The sequence below is a fragment of the Actinopolymorpha sp. B17G11 genome (genome assembly GCF_040196095.1).
GTDB lineage: Bacteria > Actinomycetota > Actinomycetes > Propionibacteriales > Actinopolymorphaceae > Thermasporomyces.
In genome coordinates, this window is record NZ_JBEFTW010000011.1 from 57,914 (window position 1) to 73,269 (window position 15,356).

11 protein-coding genes are annotated in these 15,356 nt (G+C 70.8%); 8 read left to right on the forward strand and 3 right to left on the reverse strand.

The genetic code is table 11. The features are described from left to right. Positions 1–23 precede the first annotated feature (23 nt). From ABN028_RS13940 to ABN028_RS13965, 6 genes are all read left to right on the forward strand, one after another. Positions 24–1,424, forward strand: a complete 1,401-nt coding sequence (locus ABN028_RS13940; RefSeq protein WP_349327874.1) for a gluzincin family metallopeptidase — start codon at positions 24–26, stop codon at positions 1,422–1,424. A gap of 113 nt (positions 1,425–1,537) precedes the next feature. Beyond that, positions 1,538–2,863, forward strand: coding sequence for a M48 family metallopeptidase (locus ABN028_RS13945; protein ID WP_349696881.1), 1,326 nt, complete (start codon positions 1,538–1,540; stop codon positions 2,861–2,863). A gap of 24 nt (positions 2,864–2,887) precedes the next feature. Then, the gene (locus ABN028_RS13950; protein ID WP_349696882.1) at positions 2,888–4,030 is read left to right on the forward strand and encodes a glycosyltransferase family 4 protein; all 1,143 of its coding nucleotides are present in this window, start codon (positions 2,888–2,890) and stop codon (positions 4,028–4,030) included. A gap of 42 nt (positions 4,031–4,072) precedes the next feature. Further along, the gene (locus ABN028_RS13955) at positions 4,073–5,410 is read left to right on the forward strand and encodes a phosphotransferase family protein (RefSeq protein ID WP_349327877.1); all 1,338 of its coding nucleotides are present in this window, start codon (positions 4,073–4,075) and stop codon (positions 5,408–5,410) included. A 211-nt stretch (positions 5,411–5,621) separates the two neighbouring features. Continuing rightward, on the forward strand, positions 5,622–6,710 hold the full coding sequence (locus ABN028_RS13960; RefSeq protein WP_349696883.1) for a WD40/YVTN/BNR-like repeat-containing protein: 1,089 nt from the start codon (positions 5,622–5,624) through the stop codon (positions 6,708–6,710). 33 nt (positions 6,711–6,743) lie between these two features. Next, positions 6,744–7,055, forward strand: coding sequence for a ubiquitin-like small modifier protein 1 (locus ABN028_RS13965; RefSeq protein WP_349696884.1), 312 nt, complete (start codon positions 6,744–6,746; stop codon positions 7,053–7,055). A 74-nt stretch (positions 7,056–7,129) separates the two neighbouring features. Here the strand turns inward: ABN028_RS13965 and ABN028_RS13970 are convergent, their stop codons facing one another. From ABN028_RS13970 to ABN028_RS13980, 3 genes are all read right to left on the reverse strand, one after another. Continuing rightward, positions 7,130–8,713, reverse strand: a complete 1,584-nt coding sequence (locus ABN028_RS13970) for a serine hydrolase domain-containing protein (protein WP_349696885.1) — start codon at positions 8,711–8,713, stop codon at positions 7,130–7,132. Between the two features lie 40 nt (positions 8,714–8,753). After that, the gene (locus tag ABN028_RS13975) at positions 8,754–11,363 is read right to left on the reverse strand and encodes a DEAD/DEAH box helicase (protein WP_349696886.1); all 2,610 of its coding nucleotides are present in this window, start codon (positions 11,361–11,363) and stop codon (positions 8,754–8,756) included. Positions 11,364–11,623: 260 nt separating this feature from the next. Continuing rightward, complete coding sequence (locus tag ABN028_RS13980; protein WP_349696887.1) at positions 11,624–12,319, reverse strand: UdgX family uracil-DNA binding protein; 696 nt, start codon at positions 12,317–12,319, stop codon at positions 11,624–11,626. Positions 12,320–12,640: 321 nt separating this feature from the next. Here ABN028_RS13980 and ABN028_RS13985 point away from each other — a divergent pair, with 321 nt between their 5' ends. Together ABN028_RS13985 and ABN028_RS13990 are read left to right on the forward strand one after the other, a co-directional pair. Next, positions 12,641–13,624 (forward strand): DUF3500 domain-containing protein, encoded by a 984-nt coding sequence (locus ABN028_RS13985; protein ID WP_349327883.1) that lies wholly within the window; start codon positions 12,641–12,643, stop codon positions 13,622–13,624. A gap of 66 nt (positions 13,625–13,690) precedes the next feature. Further along, the gene (locus ABN028_RS13990; protein WP_349327884.1) at positions 13,691–15,304 is read left to right on the forward strand and encodes an ATP-binding cassette domain-containing protein; all 1,614 of its coding nucleotides are present in this window, start codon (positions 13,691–13,693) and stop codon (positions 15,302–15,304) included. Positions 15,305–15,356 lie beyond the last annotated feature (52 nt).

The window sequence follows — 15,356 nt, forward strand, 5'->3', positions numbered from 1 at the left end:
GCCCAATTCCGTACGATGCGAGGGTGGCTGATGATCCTTCGCGGCACGCACGCAGGGTGGCCTCGACCCCTGGACGGGCCTTCGTCCAGTACTTCGTCGCTTTGGTTTGCGGCGGTCTGCTCGTGCTGGCTGTTTTTGTCACGGGCAGGTTTCTCCTCACCGGCGTCGCGATCCCGTCGGCAGCGACCGTTCGTTCGATCGAGGCGACACCCCGCGCGGAGGCCACCGACTCCGGTGTACCCACCGTTTCCAGTCGGGCCGGCAACCTCGCGGCCGCGAGGTACGACGTCGCCAGGGACCTGCTCCGCCGGCAGTCCGCCGCCTTGCGCAGCAGGGACAGGTCCGCCTATCTCGCCACGATCGACCCCCGCTCGCCCGACTACGCGAAGGTCGCGGCACGTACCTTCGACAATCTCGTCCGCATGGGTGCGAAGAACTTCCGGTTCGGCAGTCCCGCGGAGGATCCCGGTGCACTCACCCCCGAACGCCGGCGGGCGCTCGGGACGAGGGCGTGGGTCTCGGAGGTCGACACGACGTTCACCCTCACCGGTGCCGACCGCGAGCCGTGGACGTCGACGCTTCGCATGGTGTTCGTCGAACGGCAGGGGCGGACCTACGTCGCGGGTGACCGCGAGGGCGAGTCGTCGTCGGGTCCCACGCCGCTGTGGTTGACCGACAAGGTGACGGTCGTCCGTGGCGAGCACAGCCTGCTCATCGGCGTCGAGTCCAGGACCCGCCTCGAGCGCTACGCACGCACCGCTGACGAGGCCGTACCGCGAGTGACGAGGGTGTGGGGCGAGGACTGGGCACAGTACGTCGTCGTGATCGCACCCTCCACCCAGGTCCAGATGGAACGCGTCGTGGGCGTCGACGCGGAGAGCCAGGGCGCGGTCGCCGCCGTCACCACGTCCGTCGGTCGCACCTCGCCGACGGAGGCGTCGCACATCGTCATCAACCCCGCCACGTTCGACAAGATCGGCTCCCTCGGCAGGCTCGTCGTCCTCACGCACGAGACCACCCATGTCGCGGCACAGGCGACGGTCAGCCACATGCCGGTCTGGTTGTCCGAAGGCTTCGCCGACTACGTGGGCTTCAACGAGGCCGGACTGTCCACGGCGGTCATCGCGCAGGAGTTCCTGTCCGAGGTGCGCGAGTCCGATGCACCCGACGATCTGCCGAGCACGTCCGACTTCGACCCGCGGGCGGACGAGCTCGACCAGGCGTACGAGGCCGCGTGGACGGCGTGCAGCTACATCGCCCAGCAGTGGGGCGAGGAGAAGCTGGTGGACTTCTACCAGGCGATGGACGGCATCACGACGAAGGCGGACGAGGAACGCGTCTATCGAAGCGTCCTGAACACCACGGAGGAGCGGTTCGTGGCTGGCTGGCGAGAGCACGTCCAGGTCACGAGTGTCGGCGGCTGAACGGCGAGCGGGCCAGACCGTCGCGGGACGACGTGGAGGCAGGGGGAACGGCGGGTCAGGGGGAACGGCGAGTTCGGGGGACGGGTCTGAGGATCCGGTGACACGGGGGAAGCATGCGCAGTGGGGGGATCGCACGACGGCCTGCCCTGATCGTGGCGGTGGTGCTGTGGGGATGTCTCGCGGTGGCCATCGCCCTGGCGACGCCGTGGCAGCCGTCCGGAGACGTGGTCGCGGCCTCGTCCTCGCCGCACGAGGTGGTGGCGGAGGACTTCACCTCGGGCGAGGTGGCGATCGGCAGCTGGCTCTCGCGGTCCGTGCGGTTGCCGGGCTACCTCATCACCGCGGCCGGCATGGTCACGGCGATGGTGCTGGGCTTCACCTCACTCGGTGCACGCCTGAGTGCGCGCGCCTTCCCGCGGGTGCGCGGGTGGTGCGCGCGGGTCGTCCTGGGTGCCCTGGTCGTGACCCTGGTGATCCGACTGGCGGTGGTGCCGTTCGAGGTCTGGCTGGAGGTGGCACGGCGTCGGTCGGGCGTGTCGACGCAGAGCTGGTGGGCGTGGGGTGCTGACCTGCTCGTCGGGTTCGTGGTGACGAGTACGGTCACGGCGGTTCTGCTCGTCGCTCTCGTGGGGCTGGCCCGCTGGTTTCCCCGCTGGTGGTGGGCACCCGCCGCGGCGGTGGCGACAGCGGCGGTTGTGCTGGGTTCGTACGTCTATCCGACGGTCGTCGAACCGCTCTACAACCGCTTCACGCCGATGGCGGACGGGCCGCTGCGCACCTCGCTGCTCCAGCTCGCCGAGCGCGACGGCGTGCGGGTGAGCGAGGTGTTCGTCGCCGATGCGTCAAGGCGTACGACGCGGCTCAATGCGTACGTCTCCGGGTTCGGGAGTACCTGGCGTCTCGTCATCTACGACACGCTGCTCGTGGGGGCGCCGCCGGCACACGTCCGCCGGATCGTCGCCCACGAACTCGGCCACGCCAAGCGGCACGATGTCCTGCGTGGGACGCTCGTCGGGGCACTCGCTGTCGGATCCGCGGTCATCACTCTCGCGTTGGCTCTGGACAGTCGCCGGATCGGGCGGCGTGTGGGGGTGTCTTCGGTGACGGACCCGCGCGTGGTGGCACTGGTGCTGGCGTTCGTGGCGGCGGGGACGCTGGTCGCCGCACCGGTACAGAACCTCGTGTCACGGCGGATCGAGACGGCAGCGGACCTCCATGCCCTCGACCTCACCCGGGACCCGGCCGGATACGCCGAGACCCAGCGTTGGCTCGCGGTCACCAACCGCAGTGAGCTGCAGCCGAGTCCGCTCGTCACCGGCCTCTTCGCCACCCATCCGACGCCGCCGGAACGGATCGCGCTCGTGCGCTGGTGGGCGGCCAGGCAGGGTGCGCCGCCGGTTCCCGCCCTGGTCGCCGGTGAGGGATTGCCTGGCGGGTGATCTGTCCGGATAGGGTCGGTGGACGTGGCGCGCACTCTCGTCGTGACCAACGACTTCCCGACCCGGCAGGGCGGCATCGAGGCGTTCGTCCTCGCGCTGTGCCACCGGATGCCGCCCACCGAGGTGGTCGTCTACACCGCCGCGATGCCGGGAGACCGCGCCTACGACGCGGGTCTGCCGTTCCCGGTGGTCCGCGACCCGGGGCGCAGGTTGCTCCCGACGACCGCCGTAGCGAGGCGTACCCGCGAGGTGTTGCGCGCCGAGGGTTGTGACCGGGTGCTCTTCGGAGCGGCGGCACCGCTGGGTCTGCTCGCAGGCGGTCTGCGTGCGGCCGGTGCGCACCGCATCGTCGGGCTCACCCATGGCCACGAGACCTGGTGGGCCCGCGTGCCTGGAGCCCGGCAGGCACTGCGGCGGATCGGGCGTACGACCGACGCGCTCACCTATCTCGGGGACTACACGCGTGGTGCCATCGCGAGCGCCCTGGCGCCGGAGGACGCGCGGCGGATGGTGCGGCTGACTCCCGGTGTCGACACCGAGACGTTCGCTCCTGGCACCGGTGGCGAGGTCGTCCGCAAACGACTCGGCCTCTCCGCCGACCAGCCGGTGGTGGTGTGTGTCGCCCGGCTCACCGAACGCAAGGGCCAGGACACCCTGATCCGCGCATGGCTGCACGTGCTGCGGGACGTGCCCGGCGCCGTGCTCCTGGTGGTCGGGGACGGTCCGCATCGTGCCGCGCTCGAACGCCTCGCCGACGAAACCGGAGTACGCACGCACGTCGTCTTCACGGGCGCGGTGCCGTGGACGGACATCCCGCCGTACTTCGACGCGGGGAACGTCTTCGCGATGCCGTGTCGCACCCGGCTCGGCGGGCTGGAGCCCGAGGCGCTCGGCATCGTCTTCCTCGAGGCGCAGGCGAGCGGCCTGCCGGTGATCGTGGGGGATTCGGGCGGAGCGCCCGACGCTGTGGTGCACGGAGAGACGGGGTACGTCGTCGATCCGTACAACCCGGTCGCGGTCGCCGCCAAGGTGGCGGGACTGCTCGGCGACCCCCGGAAGGCGCGGGCGATGGGCGAACGCGGCCGCGAATGGGCACGCGAGAACTGGACGTGGGACGTGTCGGTGGCGAAGCTGCGCACGCTGCTGGGCTACCCTGCGGCGGGCTGAGCCCGTCTGATCGGACGGGCGCCGAGAGCGACGGAGGTGCGCGTGCCGCTCGTCGACATCGCCGACGACTCGTACGTCGTGGCGTCGCCGGGAGCGATCGCGGCCCGGCTGAAGGATCCGGCGTTCTGGCGTTCGTGCTGGCCCGACATCGCGCTGACGAGCTACCACGACCGCGACGCCGAAGGAATGCGGTGGTATGCCGCGGGTGCGGTCGTCGGTACGGCCGAACTGTGGCTGGAGCCCTGGCGCGACGGGACCCTGGTGCACGTCTTCCTGCGCGGTGATCCGCCGTCGAGGTTGTCCGCGCGGCGGCTGGATCGGCTGCGCCGTGCGCATGCCCTGGCGCTGAAAGCGGCCCTTTTCGCGGTCAAGGACGAGATGGAGGCCGACCGGGACCCGGGTACCAGACTGGCCGACCGGGTGGCACGCCTCGTGGCGCACCGCGCCACCGAACCGTCGCGGTCCGGAATCGCGCACCTGCTCGCGGAGCAGGCGGACGACGACACCGGGCCGTTCGACCTGGTGGACGTCGCCCGGCTCGACGGCGGGATCGCCACCGCGACCCACCTGCTGCGGGTGAGCGACAGGCAGGGACTGTGCCGCGACCTCGTCCTGAAGCGCTACCTTGCCGACGACGACACGGCCGCGCTCGAGTGGGAACGGTTGGGTTTCGCCCAGCGGTGCGGCGTGGCGACACCCGCGCCGGTGGGGGTGGACCTCGCCGGCCGCTGGTTCGGTACGCCCGCGCTGGTGATGACGGCACTCCGGGGCGCGATGTGCTACGACCCGGTGGATCCGAAAGCGTGGGTTGCCGCACTCGCCCGGGCGCTCGTCGCCATCCACCGGACCGATCTGTCGCCGCCGCTGCCGCCCGCCGTACGCCGCCCGCCGTCGTGGCGTTCGTTCGACCTGGCCGGCCTGCCGGAGAGCTGGCGTGGCGAGCGGAGCGACGGTGTCGCTCGGGTGGTCGACCGCCTGCGACTCCTCGGACCGGCCCAGCCAGAGGTGCTCTGCCACGGCGACTTCCATCCCGGCAACGTGCTGTTCGACGGCGATGCCGTCGTGGGTGTCGTCGATTGGAGCGGGGCCCGGATCGAACCGGCGGAGTCCGACGTCGCCAACTGCCGCGTCGAGCTGGCGCTGATCGGCGGCGACCTGCCGGACCTCTTCGCGGCGGACTACGCCGAGGCCCGCGGTCGGCCGCTCGAACACCTGCCCCTGTGGGACGCGCTGGCCGGGGCCGGGACGATGTCCTGGCTGCCGTACGCCGGAGAGACGGTCAACCAGGCCGGCGCCGAGATCACGAGGGAGCAGGCCCTGGTCCGGATCGAGCGGTTCGTCGACGACGCGCTGGCCAGGGGCGGTGCCGCGGCGCCGTAGCCGACCGACTCCGATGGGTGCCGGGGCGGCGCCAGTACGGGTGATCTGAGGGACAGAATCCACCGGTCACCGGCGCGTTGTCGGTACGAGCGTCCATACTGAGCGATGCGCCGGGAGGCGCCGGCCGTCCCTGGTCGGGCGTGGGCTCGATCGCGATCCGCGGCCGTCGGACGTGTCCGCACACCGATGTGCGGGATGGGAGCGTGAACCCATGACGGTTCTTCTCGCGATCGGCACCGGCAAGGGCCTGTTTCTCGCCCGCAGCGAGGACCGGCGTCGCTGGGACATGACCGGTCCGCACTTCTCGATGACGGCGGTCTACGCGGTCGGCCTCGACACCCGGCGTGAGCGGCCGCGGGTCCTGGCGGGCGTCACGAACCCGCACTTCGGCCCGACGGTCGCCAGGAGTGACGATCTGGGCGCGACGTGGGACGAGCCGGAGGAGGCACCGATCGCGTTCCCCACCGACACCGGGGAAGCGCTCGAACGCGTCTGGCAGCTCGCGCCCGGCCCGGCCGACCAACCGGACATCATCTATGCCGGCGTGGAGCCGTCGGCGCTGTTCCGCTCCTCTGACGGTGGGCGCACCTTCGAACTGGTGCGCGGGCTGTGGGACCACCCGCACCGGCCCACCTGGGAGCCTGGTGGCGGTGGCAAGGCCATCCACACGGTCCTGCCGCACCCCACCGACCATGACCAGCTGCTGATCGCGATGTCGGCCGGCGGGGTCTACCGCACCGACGACGGTGGCAAGAGCTGGACCGCGAGCAACACCGGAATCCGGGCTTACTTCCTGCCCGACAACGAATACCCCGACTACGGCCAGTGTGTGCACAAGGTCGCGCGGAACGCGCGCCAGCCTGAGCAGCTGTTCGCGCAGAACCATCACGGCGTCTACCGTTCCGACGACGGTGGAGCCACCTGGTCCTCGATCGCCGAGGGACTGCCGAGCGACTTCGGCTTCCCGATGGTGGCCCACCCGCAGCGGTCCGGCGTGATCTACAACTTCCCCCTGACCGCGGACGGGCGACGGTTCCCGACCCAGGAGCGCTTCCGGGTCTTCCGCAGCGAGGACGCTGGTGCGTCCTGGACCCCGCTCTCGGCCGGCCTGCCGGCGGAGGCCTTCTACGCGAGCGTCCTACGGGACGCGATGGCCTGCGACGACGCGGATCCGGCCGGCGTCTACGTCGGGTCCCGCAACGGCGAGGTCTATGCCAGCGCCGACGAGGGCGAACACTGGCAGCTGGTCGCCTCCCACCTGCCAGACGTCCTCTGCGTCCGCGCGGCCCTGGTGGCGTAGGGCCTGGTTGCCATGCTGGGGCAGGGTTGCGTCGTGAATGAGGTGGGAGTGAGTACGCAGAAGCGGGTGACGGTCCTGGTCCCGAGCATGCTGCGCGGCGACTGCGACGGCGCGAGCAGGATAGACCTCGACGTCGACCAGCCGGCGACGCTGGGCGACCTGCTCGCCGCACTCGCCAACCGACATCCTCGGCTCGAACGCCGGGTGCGCGACGAGCAGGGCGGGCTCCGGCGCTATGTCAACGTCTACGTCGACGGCGAGGAGTCTCGGCGACGTGACGGACTGGCGACGCCACTGCGTGACGGCTCGGAGGTCCACATCGTCCCCTCCGTCGCCGGCGGTTGAGTTCGCTCGTCACGACTGGCGTCGACGGTTGAGTTCGCTCGTCACGACTGACGCCGGTGGGTGAGTACTGACCATCACGACTGGCGCGGGTGCGTGCGGCGGAGTGGGATGTTGGCGAGGGTCGGGGGAGTGCGGGTGAGGTCAAGCACCTCGCCGTCGCACAGGTGGTAGATGCCCGGCGCGTGGTAGTCGAGGCGGCGGCTCAGGTCGCCGATCGTCAGGAACGAGGCGCCATCCGCACCGCGGAGTACGACGGTGGCGACCGAGACTCCGTTCATCGTGAGGGCGTACTCGCCGTGCCATTGCGGATCCGGGCCCGGCCCGGCAGGAGGTCGACGGCTCACCGGGTCGTTCCGGTAGTACGTGGTGCCGTCGTCGATGCATTGCAGGTAACCGTATTCGCCGTCGTCGAGGAGCCGGAAACGCTGACGGGGGCTGTCCTCCTGGACGCACCTGTCCCTTCCCACCACGCGCAGGGGCTTCTTCTCACCACCCACGTCCTGCCACACCTGCGTACCGTCGTGGACGAGCGTCATGGTTTCTCGCCCGACGTATTCACCGGCGAAACGGGCCAGGTCGTCAGGCGTCACTGCCACGGCCGGTGGCACCGGCTCCGGGGCCGCCGCCGGAACGTCGACGAGGGAGCGAATCACCCGTTCGCCGAGCGTCAGCGGCAGCCGCTGGTCGAGTGAGTTGGTGAGGACGACAATCCCGAGGCCGGCGCTCGGTACCCACGCCAGGATGCACTGGAAGCCGAATCCGCTACCTCCGTGGTTGTAGGCGAGGACCCCGGGATCCCAGGTGCCGAAGTCGACGCCGAGCCCGTACCCGCGTCGCTGGCCCGGTGCCGGGAACGGGATCCGGTACATCTCGCCCAGCAGATCCGGGTCGAGGAGCTGCTCGCCGGTGCGAAGGTGGAACCGGACGTAGCGCAGGGCGTCGTCGACGCTTGCGTACAGCCCTGCGGCCGGGACCATCGGGACCCGCAGCGGGAGGCGCCGGACTCGTGCCGAGTGGCCGATCGCCCGGTCGGTCTCGCGGGCGATCACCCGGTGGTCGAAGGTCGTACGCAGCAGTCCGAGTGGCACGAGCAGGTTCCGGCGTACGAACTCGTGGAACGCAAGCCCGCTTCGTCGCTGGAGAATGTAGCCGGCCAGATCGATGCCCAGGTTGGAGTATTCGTAGTGGTGACCAACCGGAAAACGGAGCCAGGTGTCGCTGATGCTGCGGCAGTGGGCGGGGAAGGACGCCTTGCCGGCAAGGAAGTTCGACCCGACCGGCGCTTCGTGGGTGAAGCCGGCGGTGTGACTGAGCAGGTGCCGCAGGGTCATCCGGCGTTCGGGTGCGGTCTCGAAGCGACTCCGGACGGTGAACTCCGGCAGGTAGGTCGTGATCGGCTCGTCGAGGTCGACCAACCTGTCCTGGACGGCGAGCATGACCGCCGTTGCGGTGTACATCTTCGACGTGGACTGGACGCTGAACATCGTGGACGTACTGACGGGCTGGTCACCGCCGGCCCTCGTCGTCCCGAACCCCGCCGACCACAACCGCTTTGACGCGTCGCAGATCCCGATCGCCAGACCCGGGATCTGGTGCTCGACGAGCAGGTCGGGAATCTCCTGACGCAGCTCTTCGACGATCGCCGTCACATCGGCCATGTGTGCCTCCCACCCCAGCTTGTGGGAGGTTCGTCGGTCTCTATGCCGCCGGGCCCCTCACAACGCGGCCCTCAGAGTAGCCGTCGGCCGCGATGATCGCGCCCCGGCGGAGGGCGGAAGCCGCCTCCTGTGCGGCGTTCTGGTGTTCTCCGGGCACGGTCTGCACCTGATCGAGCAGTTCGGCCACCTGGCGTACCTCGCGGACGACATCGCCGACCAGGACACCGCTGCCGGCGAGTGCGACGTCGAGTGCGGCGCCCCCGGCCCATCGGTGAAGTGGTACCCCGAGTGCCGGTTCGGGATGCGGCGTCGGCGGGAGCCCGCAGGCCACCTCGTCGGCCTGGACCGATCGGGTCACGTCACGGACGGCCGCCCACCGGTGGGCGAGTTCGGGCGTGGCGAGCCCGGTCGAGGGCGGGGCGCCGAGGCGGCTTCGCACCGTGAACCATGAGGTCGCCGACGCGAGCGACGGCGGATCGAGCCCCGCCATGATCCCGGCGGCGAGGCACTCGGCGAGGAGCAAGCCGGACGGGTGGAACAGCCGCCGTACGGCCTGTCCTGATGCTGTCAATGTCCAGTTGGCAAGGTGGCCACGGCGTTCGAGGAGGCGCACCATGCGGTCCAGCTCGCTGCGTACACCTGTGGCGTTCTCCGTCAGGAGGGTCTCGAGCTGGCCGACCGACTCGACCAGCCGACGGCGCCGCGCTCCCGACGTTCGGCGGGTCGGGCGACCGCGCCGCCCCACCGCGTCCGCGGCCGCGGCCCTCTTCCCGGTCGCTGCTGGAGCGGGCTCCCACTCCTCGGAGGGTAGGTCGAGTCGCGCGAGGGCATCGGCGGCGCGCTTGGCGTGGCCGCGCCGGGTCGGTTCCCATGCGGGCAGCTCGACCCGCGCGACGACGGTTGGTCGTCCGCGCAGGGTGGACGGGGTGAGCTGAACCCGCCGACCGTTCGCCCTGATGGCCTCCACGCAGGTCGTTCCTCGCTTCGTCCCCACCGCGAGGACGACTGCCGGGCCGTGCGCCGGACGGCCGCCGTCGACCACGACGTCGCCCGGCTCGACGGCGGCCAGGTCCGCGTCGAGAACCTCACGCCGATCCGCTGCCGTGGACGTCACGGAGTCCTCACCGGCGTCGACCTCGGACTCGTCGGAGGGCTCGAGCGCGGCGAGTTCGTCGAGTTCGGCGAGTTCGGCGCGGCGCTCCGTGAGGTCGGACCGCAGCACCTCCGCGTGGTCGAGCGCGCGGTGGTGTCGCAGCGAGGACTCGACTGCGGCCACCGCCTCGGCAGGCGAGCCGGTACGCACGAGATTGGCGGCCATGGCGGGCGTCACCCGGAACGCCGAGCGGATCGACGCGAGATGCCCGCCGGCCAGGGCCGCGACGCGATGGAACGGCACGTGCGGCGACCACGGCACCACGACGTGACCCGTCTCGTCGATACCCCGCCGCCCCGCCCGCCCGGCGAGCTGCGAGAACTCGCCCGCGGCGAGCAACTCGCCACTTGCCCGGACGACCCGGTCGATCACGACGGTCCTCGCCGGCAGGTTGACCCCCAACGCGAGCGTCTCGGTCGCGAACGCGACCTTCACCAGCCCCTGCGCGAAAGCGGCCTCCACGACCTCCCGCTGGACCGGCGCCAGCCCGCCATGGTGGGCGGCGACGCCCGCCTCGAGCGCCTGTTGCCACCCTCCGGCGCCGATCGCCCGGAGCTCGCCAGCCGACAGCGGCACCAGGGCCTCGCCGACCAGGGAACGGATCCGTACCCGCTCGGACTCGCTGGTGAGCCGCACGCCCTCGTCGACGCATCCCGAGACCGCCTCGTCACAACCGCCGCGGGAGAGAACGAACCAGATGGCCGGCACCAGGTCGTTCGCCTGCAGATGCGCGATCAGGTCTCCGCGCTCCGGCGGCACCGGCCGGTCCCGGTCCCGGACGCGGAGCCCTTCGCCGCGGGTGTCCCTGCGGGCGCCGTCGAGGAGCTCCGCCGTCGTGTTCACCCGCCCGTCGACGTACATCGGCAGCAGGAGCGGTGCCGCGCGGCGGAGGTTGCCCACGGCGTAGAGGTGGTTGAGCGTGACCGGCCGATGCGCCGCGACGACCAGTTCGGTCGGGCCGTGCACCTGCGCCAGCCACGCGTGCACTGCCTCGACGTCGGGAATCGTCGCCGACAGGCACACCAGCGGGACGTGGGAGGGCGTGTGGATCACGATCTCTTCCCAGGCCGCGCCACGCTCGATGTCCTGCAGGTAGTGGAACTCGTCGAGGATCACCGCGCCCAACGTCGACAACGCAGTGGCGTGGTCGTAGAGCATCGCCCGCAACACCTCGGTCGTGACGACCAGCGCAGGGGCGTCCGGGTTGACGACCCGGTCACCGGTGATGAGGCCAACCCGGTCCGGGCCGAGGCGGGCGGCGAGATCGCGGTGCTTCTGGTTGCTGAGGGCCTTCAGCGGCGTGGTGTAGACGGCCCTGGTGCCGGCGGCCAGAGTGCGGGCCACCGCATAGTCGGCGACGAACGTCTTACCCGCGCCGGTGGGTGCCATGACGAGCACCGAACGCCCGTCGTCGAGCGCGGCCATGGCCTGGAGTTGGAAGGGATCGGGACGAACGTCGAGCGCGTCGAGGAACGCGGCACGGACACGGGGGGACAAGCGGACCTCCGCGAAGCTGGAGTAGCCGCCGCCCGCCTCAGCTTGGTGTGGTCAGAGGGTGCTGAGCAGGCTCAGCGAGAGGCTCGGGGCGGCGGCGTGGGCACGATCATCCTCGGCAGGTTCAACGCGGCGCACCCCCTCTCCCTGCATGCGTGTACGTGCGTCCATGTGGACGGCCTGGTTCTGGTTCGGTCAGCCTGCCCGCGGCCGGATCGCGCGTCAAGTGCGATTGCGGGAGCCTCGCGCGCCCGTGCCGGGACCTACGATCCGAGGGCGCTCGCTGCGACGCGGAGATCGGCGACGAGCCCGGCGTAGACCTCCTCGCGGTCCTCGGCCCGCAGCGCCGCGGACGGATGGATCGTCGCGAGCACCCGCGGCTCCGGGCCTCTCCCGCGGCCGGCGCGTCCGGCGCGGGCGGCCGACGGACCGGCAGGCTCGGAGAGGTCCGGCCAGGGCAGGAGCTTGCCGCGGTCGACGGTGACCTTGAAGTCCGTTCCCAGTACCGCCTTGGACGCAGTCGCTCCCAGACAGATCAGCAGTTCGGGATCGACCACCTGGAGCTCCGCGACGAGCCACGGCCGGCACGCGACGATCTCGGTCCGTGTCGGCGTCTTGTGCAGCCGGCGCTTACCGCGCTCCGCTCGGGTGAACTTGAAGTGCTTGACGGCGTTCGTGACATACGTACGGTCCCGGTCGATGCCGGCATCCTCCAGCGCCCGGTCGAGCACCCGGCCCGCCGGGCCGACGAACGGCTGTCCCTGCCGGTCTTCCTGGTCGCCGGGAATCTCACCCACCAGCACCACGCGGGCGTCCGGATCACCGTCGCCGAAGACGGTCTGGGTCGCTTCCCTGTAGAGGTCGCAACCTTGGCAGGACCTGGCCGCCCGTTTCAGCTCCTCGAGGTCGGCGTCGGCGGGCACGAACTCCGCGGCGGTCCGCTTCGGCGTACGAGCCATGCGTCCACACCTACCCGGCCAGGAGTCGGCCAGTCGTGGCAACCCGTCCACACCGCGGGAGCTGGACCCGGCGGACCGTCCTTCATGATCAAGAGGCGGCAAACTGGCAACTGCGGGACCGCTTTCCCCGGTTTCCTGCCTCTTGATCATGAACCGTGGCCTGACCCCGAAGGCATCGGCCGGCGCAGGTATCTGGCGCTCCGCCGGCGAGTCCGAGGGCCGATGGAGGACAGCCGCCAGCGGCGACTGGCGAGGCACGCGAACGCGCGCGGATACGCTGGCCAGGTCGTGAGTACGGCACGAATCAGCAGGAGGCGGCGCATGCCCGGATCACAGCAACGAGGCGCGGCGAACCGGATGGCCTCGGCGGCATCGGCGTTCCTCACCTCGCTCGACCCCGAGCAGCGGTCGCAGGCGACGGCGGCGTTCGACACCGATGACCACCGCGCGTGGACCTATCTGCCCGGACCGCGCCCTGGACTCGCGCTCGCCGACATGACCGAGCGCCAGCGCGAACTCGCCCTGGCGCTGCTGGAGACCGGTTTCAGCGCGCGCGGGCTCGGTGAAGCGCAGGCGATCATGGCCCTCGAGTCGATCCTGCGTGACATCGAACGCGAGGTCGACAACGCGATGTGGCTGCAGCGCAACCCCGTGGCGTACTGGGTCCGCGTCCTCGGCGATCCGACCGGCACGCGACCCTGGGCGTGGCGGGTCAACGGCCACCATCTGGCCGCGCACCTCACGGTGGTGGGTGACGCCGTAGCCGCCACTCCGCAGTTCTTCGGCGCCAACCCCGCCGTGGTCCCGAGCGGGCCGCACGCCGGTCTTCGTACCCTCGCCGACGCGGAGGACCTCGGCCGTGCGGTCCTGGGTGCTATGGACGCGGAGCGCCGTACGGTCGCGATCGTCGACCAGTTGGCGCCGGACGACATCCTCACTCGGCGTGATCCGGTGGCGGACCCGAGCGTGATCACCCGCGGACTTGCGTACTCCGACATGGATGCCGACCAACAGGAGCACCTCACCAAGCTCGTCCGCCACTACTTCGACCGGGTGCCTCCCGAGCTGGGGGAGACCGCCTGGCTGGAGGCGGTCGACACCGGGCTCGAGCAGGTGACGTTCAGCTGGGCGGGGTCGGAGCAGCGCGGTGAGGGCCACTACTACGCGGTCGTCGGCCCGACGTTCCTGGTGGAGTACGACAACACCCAGAACGACGCCAACCACATCCATTCGGTCTGGCGGGACCTGCGCCGAGACTGGGGCGAGGACCTGCTCGCGGCCCATTACGCGGCGCATCACGGCTGAGCGCTCCGCGCGCCAGCGGGTAATTGGCTGGCACGAGAGCACGCCGTCTCACCAGACTGGGCTCGCGTGGGGCACATCGAGCTCGCCGACATCCGCTACCAGCTCCCGGACGGCAGGGCGCTTCTGACCGACGTCGACCTCCGCGTCGGCGACGGTGCCAAGGTCGCGCTGATCGGCGCCAACGGCTGCGGCAAGACGACGCTGCTCCGCATCATCGCCGGAGAGCTCGAACCGGCGTCGGGCACGGTGACGCGCAGCGGCGGCCTGGGTGTGATGCCGCAGTTCATCGGCACCGGCAAGGGTGCCGCGACCGTCAGCGACCTGCTGCTCTCGGTCGCTCAAGACCGGGTGCGCGCCGCCGCGGCGGCCCTCGACGCTGCCGAGCTGGCGATGATGGACCGCGACGACGAGCGCACCCAGCTCGCCTACGCCACGGCCCTCGCGGAGTGGTCCGACGCTGGCGGCTACGACGCCGAGGTCGTCTGGGACACCTGCTGCACCGAGGCCATCGGACTGCCGTACGAACGGTTGCGAAATCGCGACGTCACCACCCTGTCCGGAGGCGAACAGAAGAAGCTCGTCCTGCAGGCCCTGCTGCGTGGGCCGGAACAGGTGCTGGTCCTCGACGAGCCCGACAACTACCTCGACGTCCCCGGCAAGCGCTGGCTGGAGCAGCGGATCGTCGAGTCACCGAAGACCATCCTCTACGTCTCCCACGACCGTGAGCTGCTGGCGGCGACCGCCGGCCGGATCGTGACGTTGGAAGGCGGTACGAACGGCAACACGGCGTGGGTGCATGGCGGCGGCTTCGCTTCCTACCACGAGGCCCGCCTCGACCGGCACGCGCGGTTCGAGGAACTCCGTCGCCGGTGGGACGAGGAGCGCGCGAAGCTCCAGGCGCTGGTCGACATGCTCCGCCTCGCGAAGTCGAACAAGACGCGGGTGGCGGTGAACCGCCTGGAGCGGTTCGAGGCGGCCGGGCCACCACCGGAGCCGCCGCGGAAGCAGCAGATCCGGATGCGGCTGGCCGGTGGGCGTACCGGCGTACGGGCCGTGACCTGTCGTGGGCTCGCCCTGCGCGGATTGACCGAGCCGTTCGACCTGGAGGTGTTCTACGGCGAGCGGCTGGCCGTGCTCGGCGCGAACGGGACCGGCAAGTCGCACTTTCTCCGGCTGCTCGCCGGCTGGCCGACGCTCGACACGGTGGCGTACGAAGGAGAGTGGAAGCTCGGCGCCCGCGTGGTGCCCGGGCACTTCTCACAGACGCACGAGCGACCCGACCTCGCCGGGCGAAGGTTGCTCGACATCCTCTGGGAGGACTGCGCGCTCCAGGTCGACCAGGCGGCGCCGATGCTGCACCGGTACGAACTCACCGGCGCACGGGACCAACGTTTCGAAACTCTCTCCGGTGGCCAGCAGGCGAGATTTCAGATCCTGCTGCTCGAGACCGGCGATGCCGGTACGCGGCGGGATCCGGCCACGATGCTGGTTCTCGACGAACCCACCGACAACCTCGACGTCGCGTCGGCGGAGGCGCTGGAGGCCGCGCTGGACGAGTTCGACGGCACGGTGGTGGCGGTGACGCATGACCGTTGGTTCGTCCGTTCGTTCGACCGGTTTGTGACCTTCTCCGCCGAAGGACAGGTGTGCGAGGTCCCTGAGCCGGTGTGGGACCGCTGACCGCGCGATCTCCGGTAAGTTGGTGAACCCAGCAGGAAAGCGCCGTCCAACA

What these genes read in the sequence shown, in the direction of transcription:
- ABN028_RS13945 (WP_349696881.1), top strand. Translation starts at nt 1,538, where the DNA reads ATGCGCAGTGGGGGGATCGCACGACGGCCTGCCCTGATCGTGGCGGTG.
- ABN028_RS13960 (WP_349696883.1), top strand. Translation starts at nt 5,622, where the DNA reads ATGACGGTTCTTCTCGCGATCGGCACCGGCAAGGGCCTGTTTCTCGCC.
- ABN028_RS13970 (WP_349696885.1), bottom strand. Translation starts at nt 8,713, where the DNA reads ATGGCCGATGTGACGGCGATCGTCGAAGAGCTGCGTCAGGAGATTCCC.
- ABN028_RS13980 (WP_349696887.1), bottom strand. Translation starts at nt 12,319, where the DNA reads ATGGCTCGTACGCCGAAGCGGACCGCCGCGGAGTTCGTGCCCGCCGAC.
- ABN028_RS13985 (WP_349327883.1), top strand. Translation starts at nt 12,641, where the DNA reads ATGCCCGGATCACAGCAACGAGGCGCGGCGAACCGGATGGCCTCGGCG.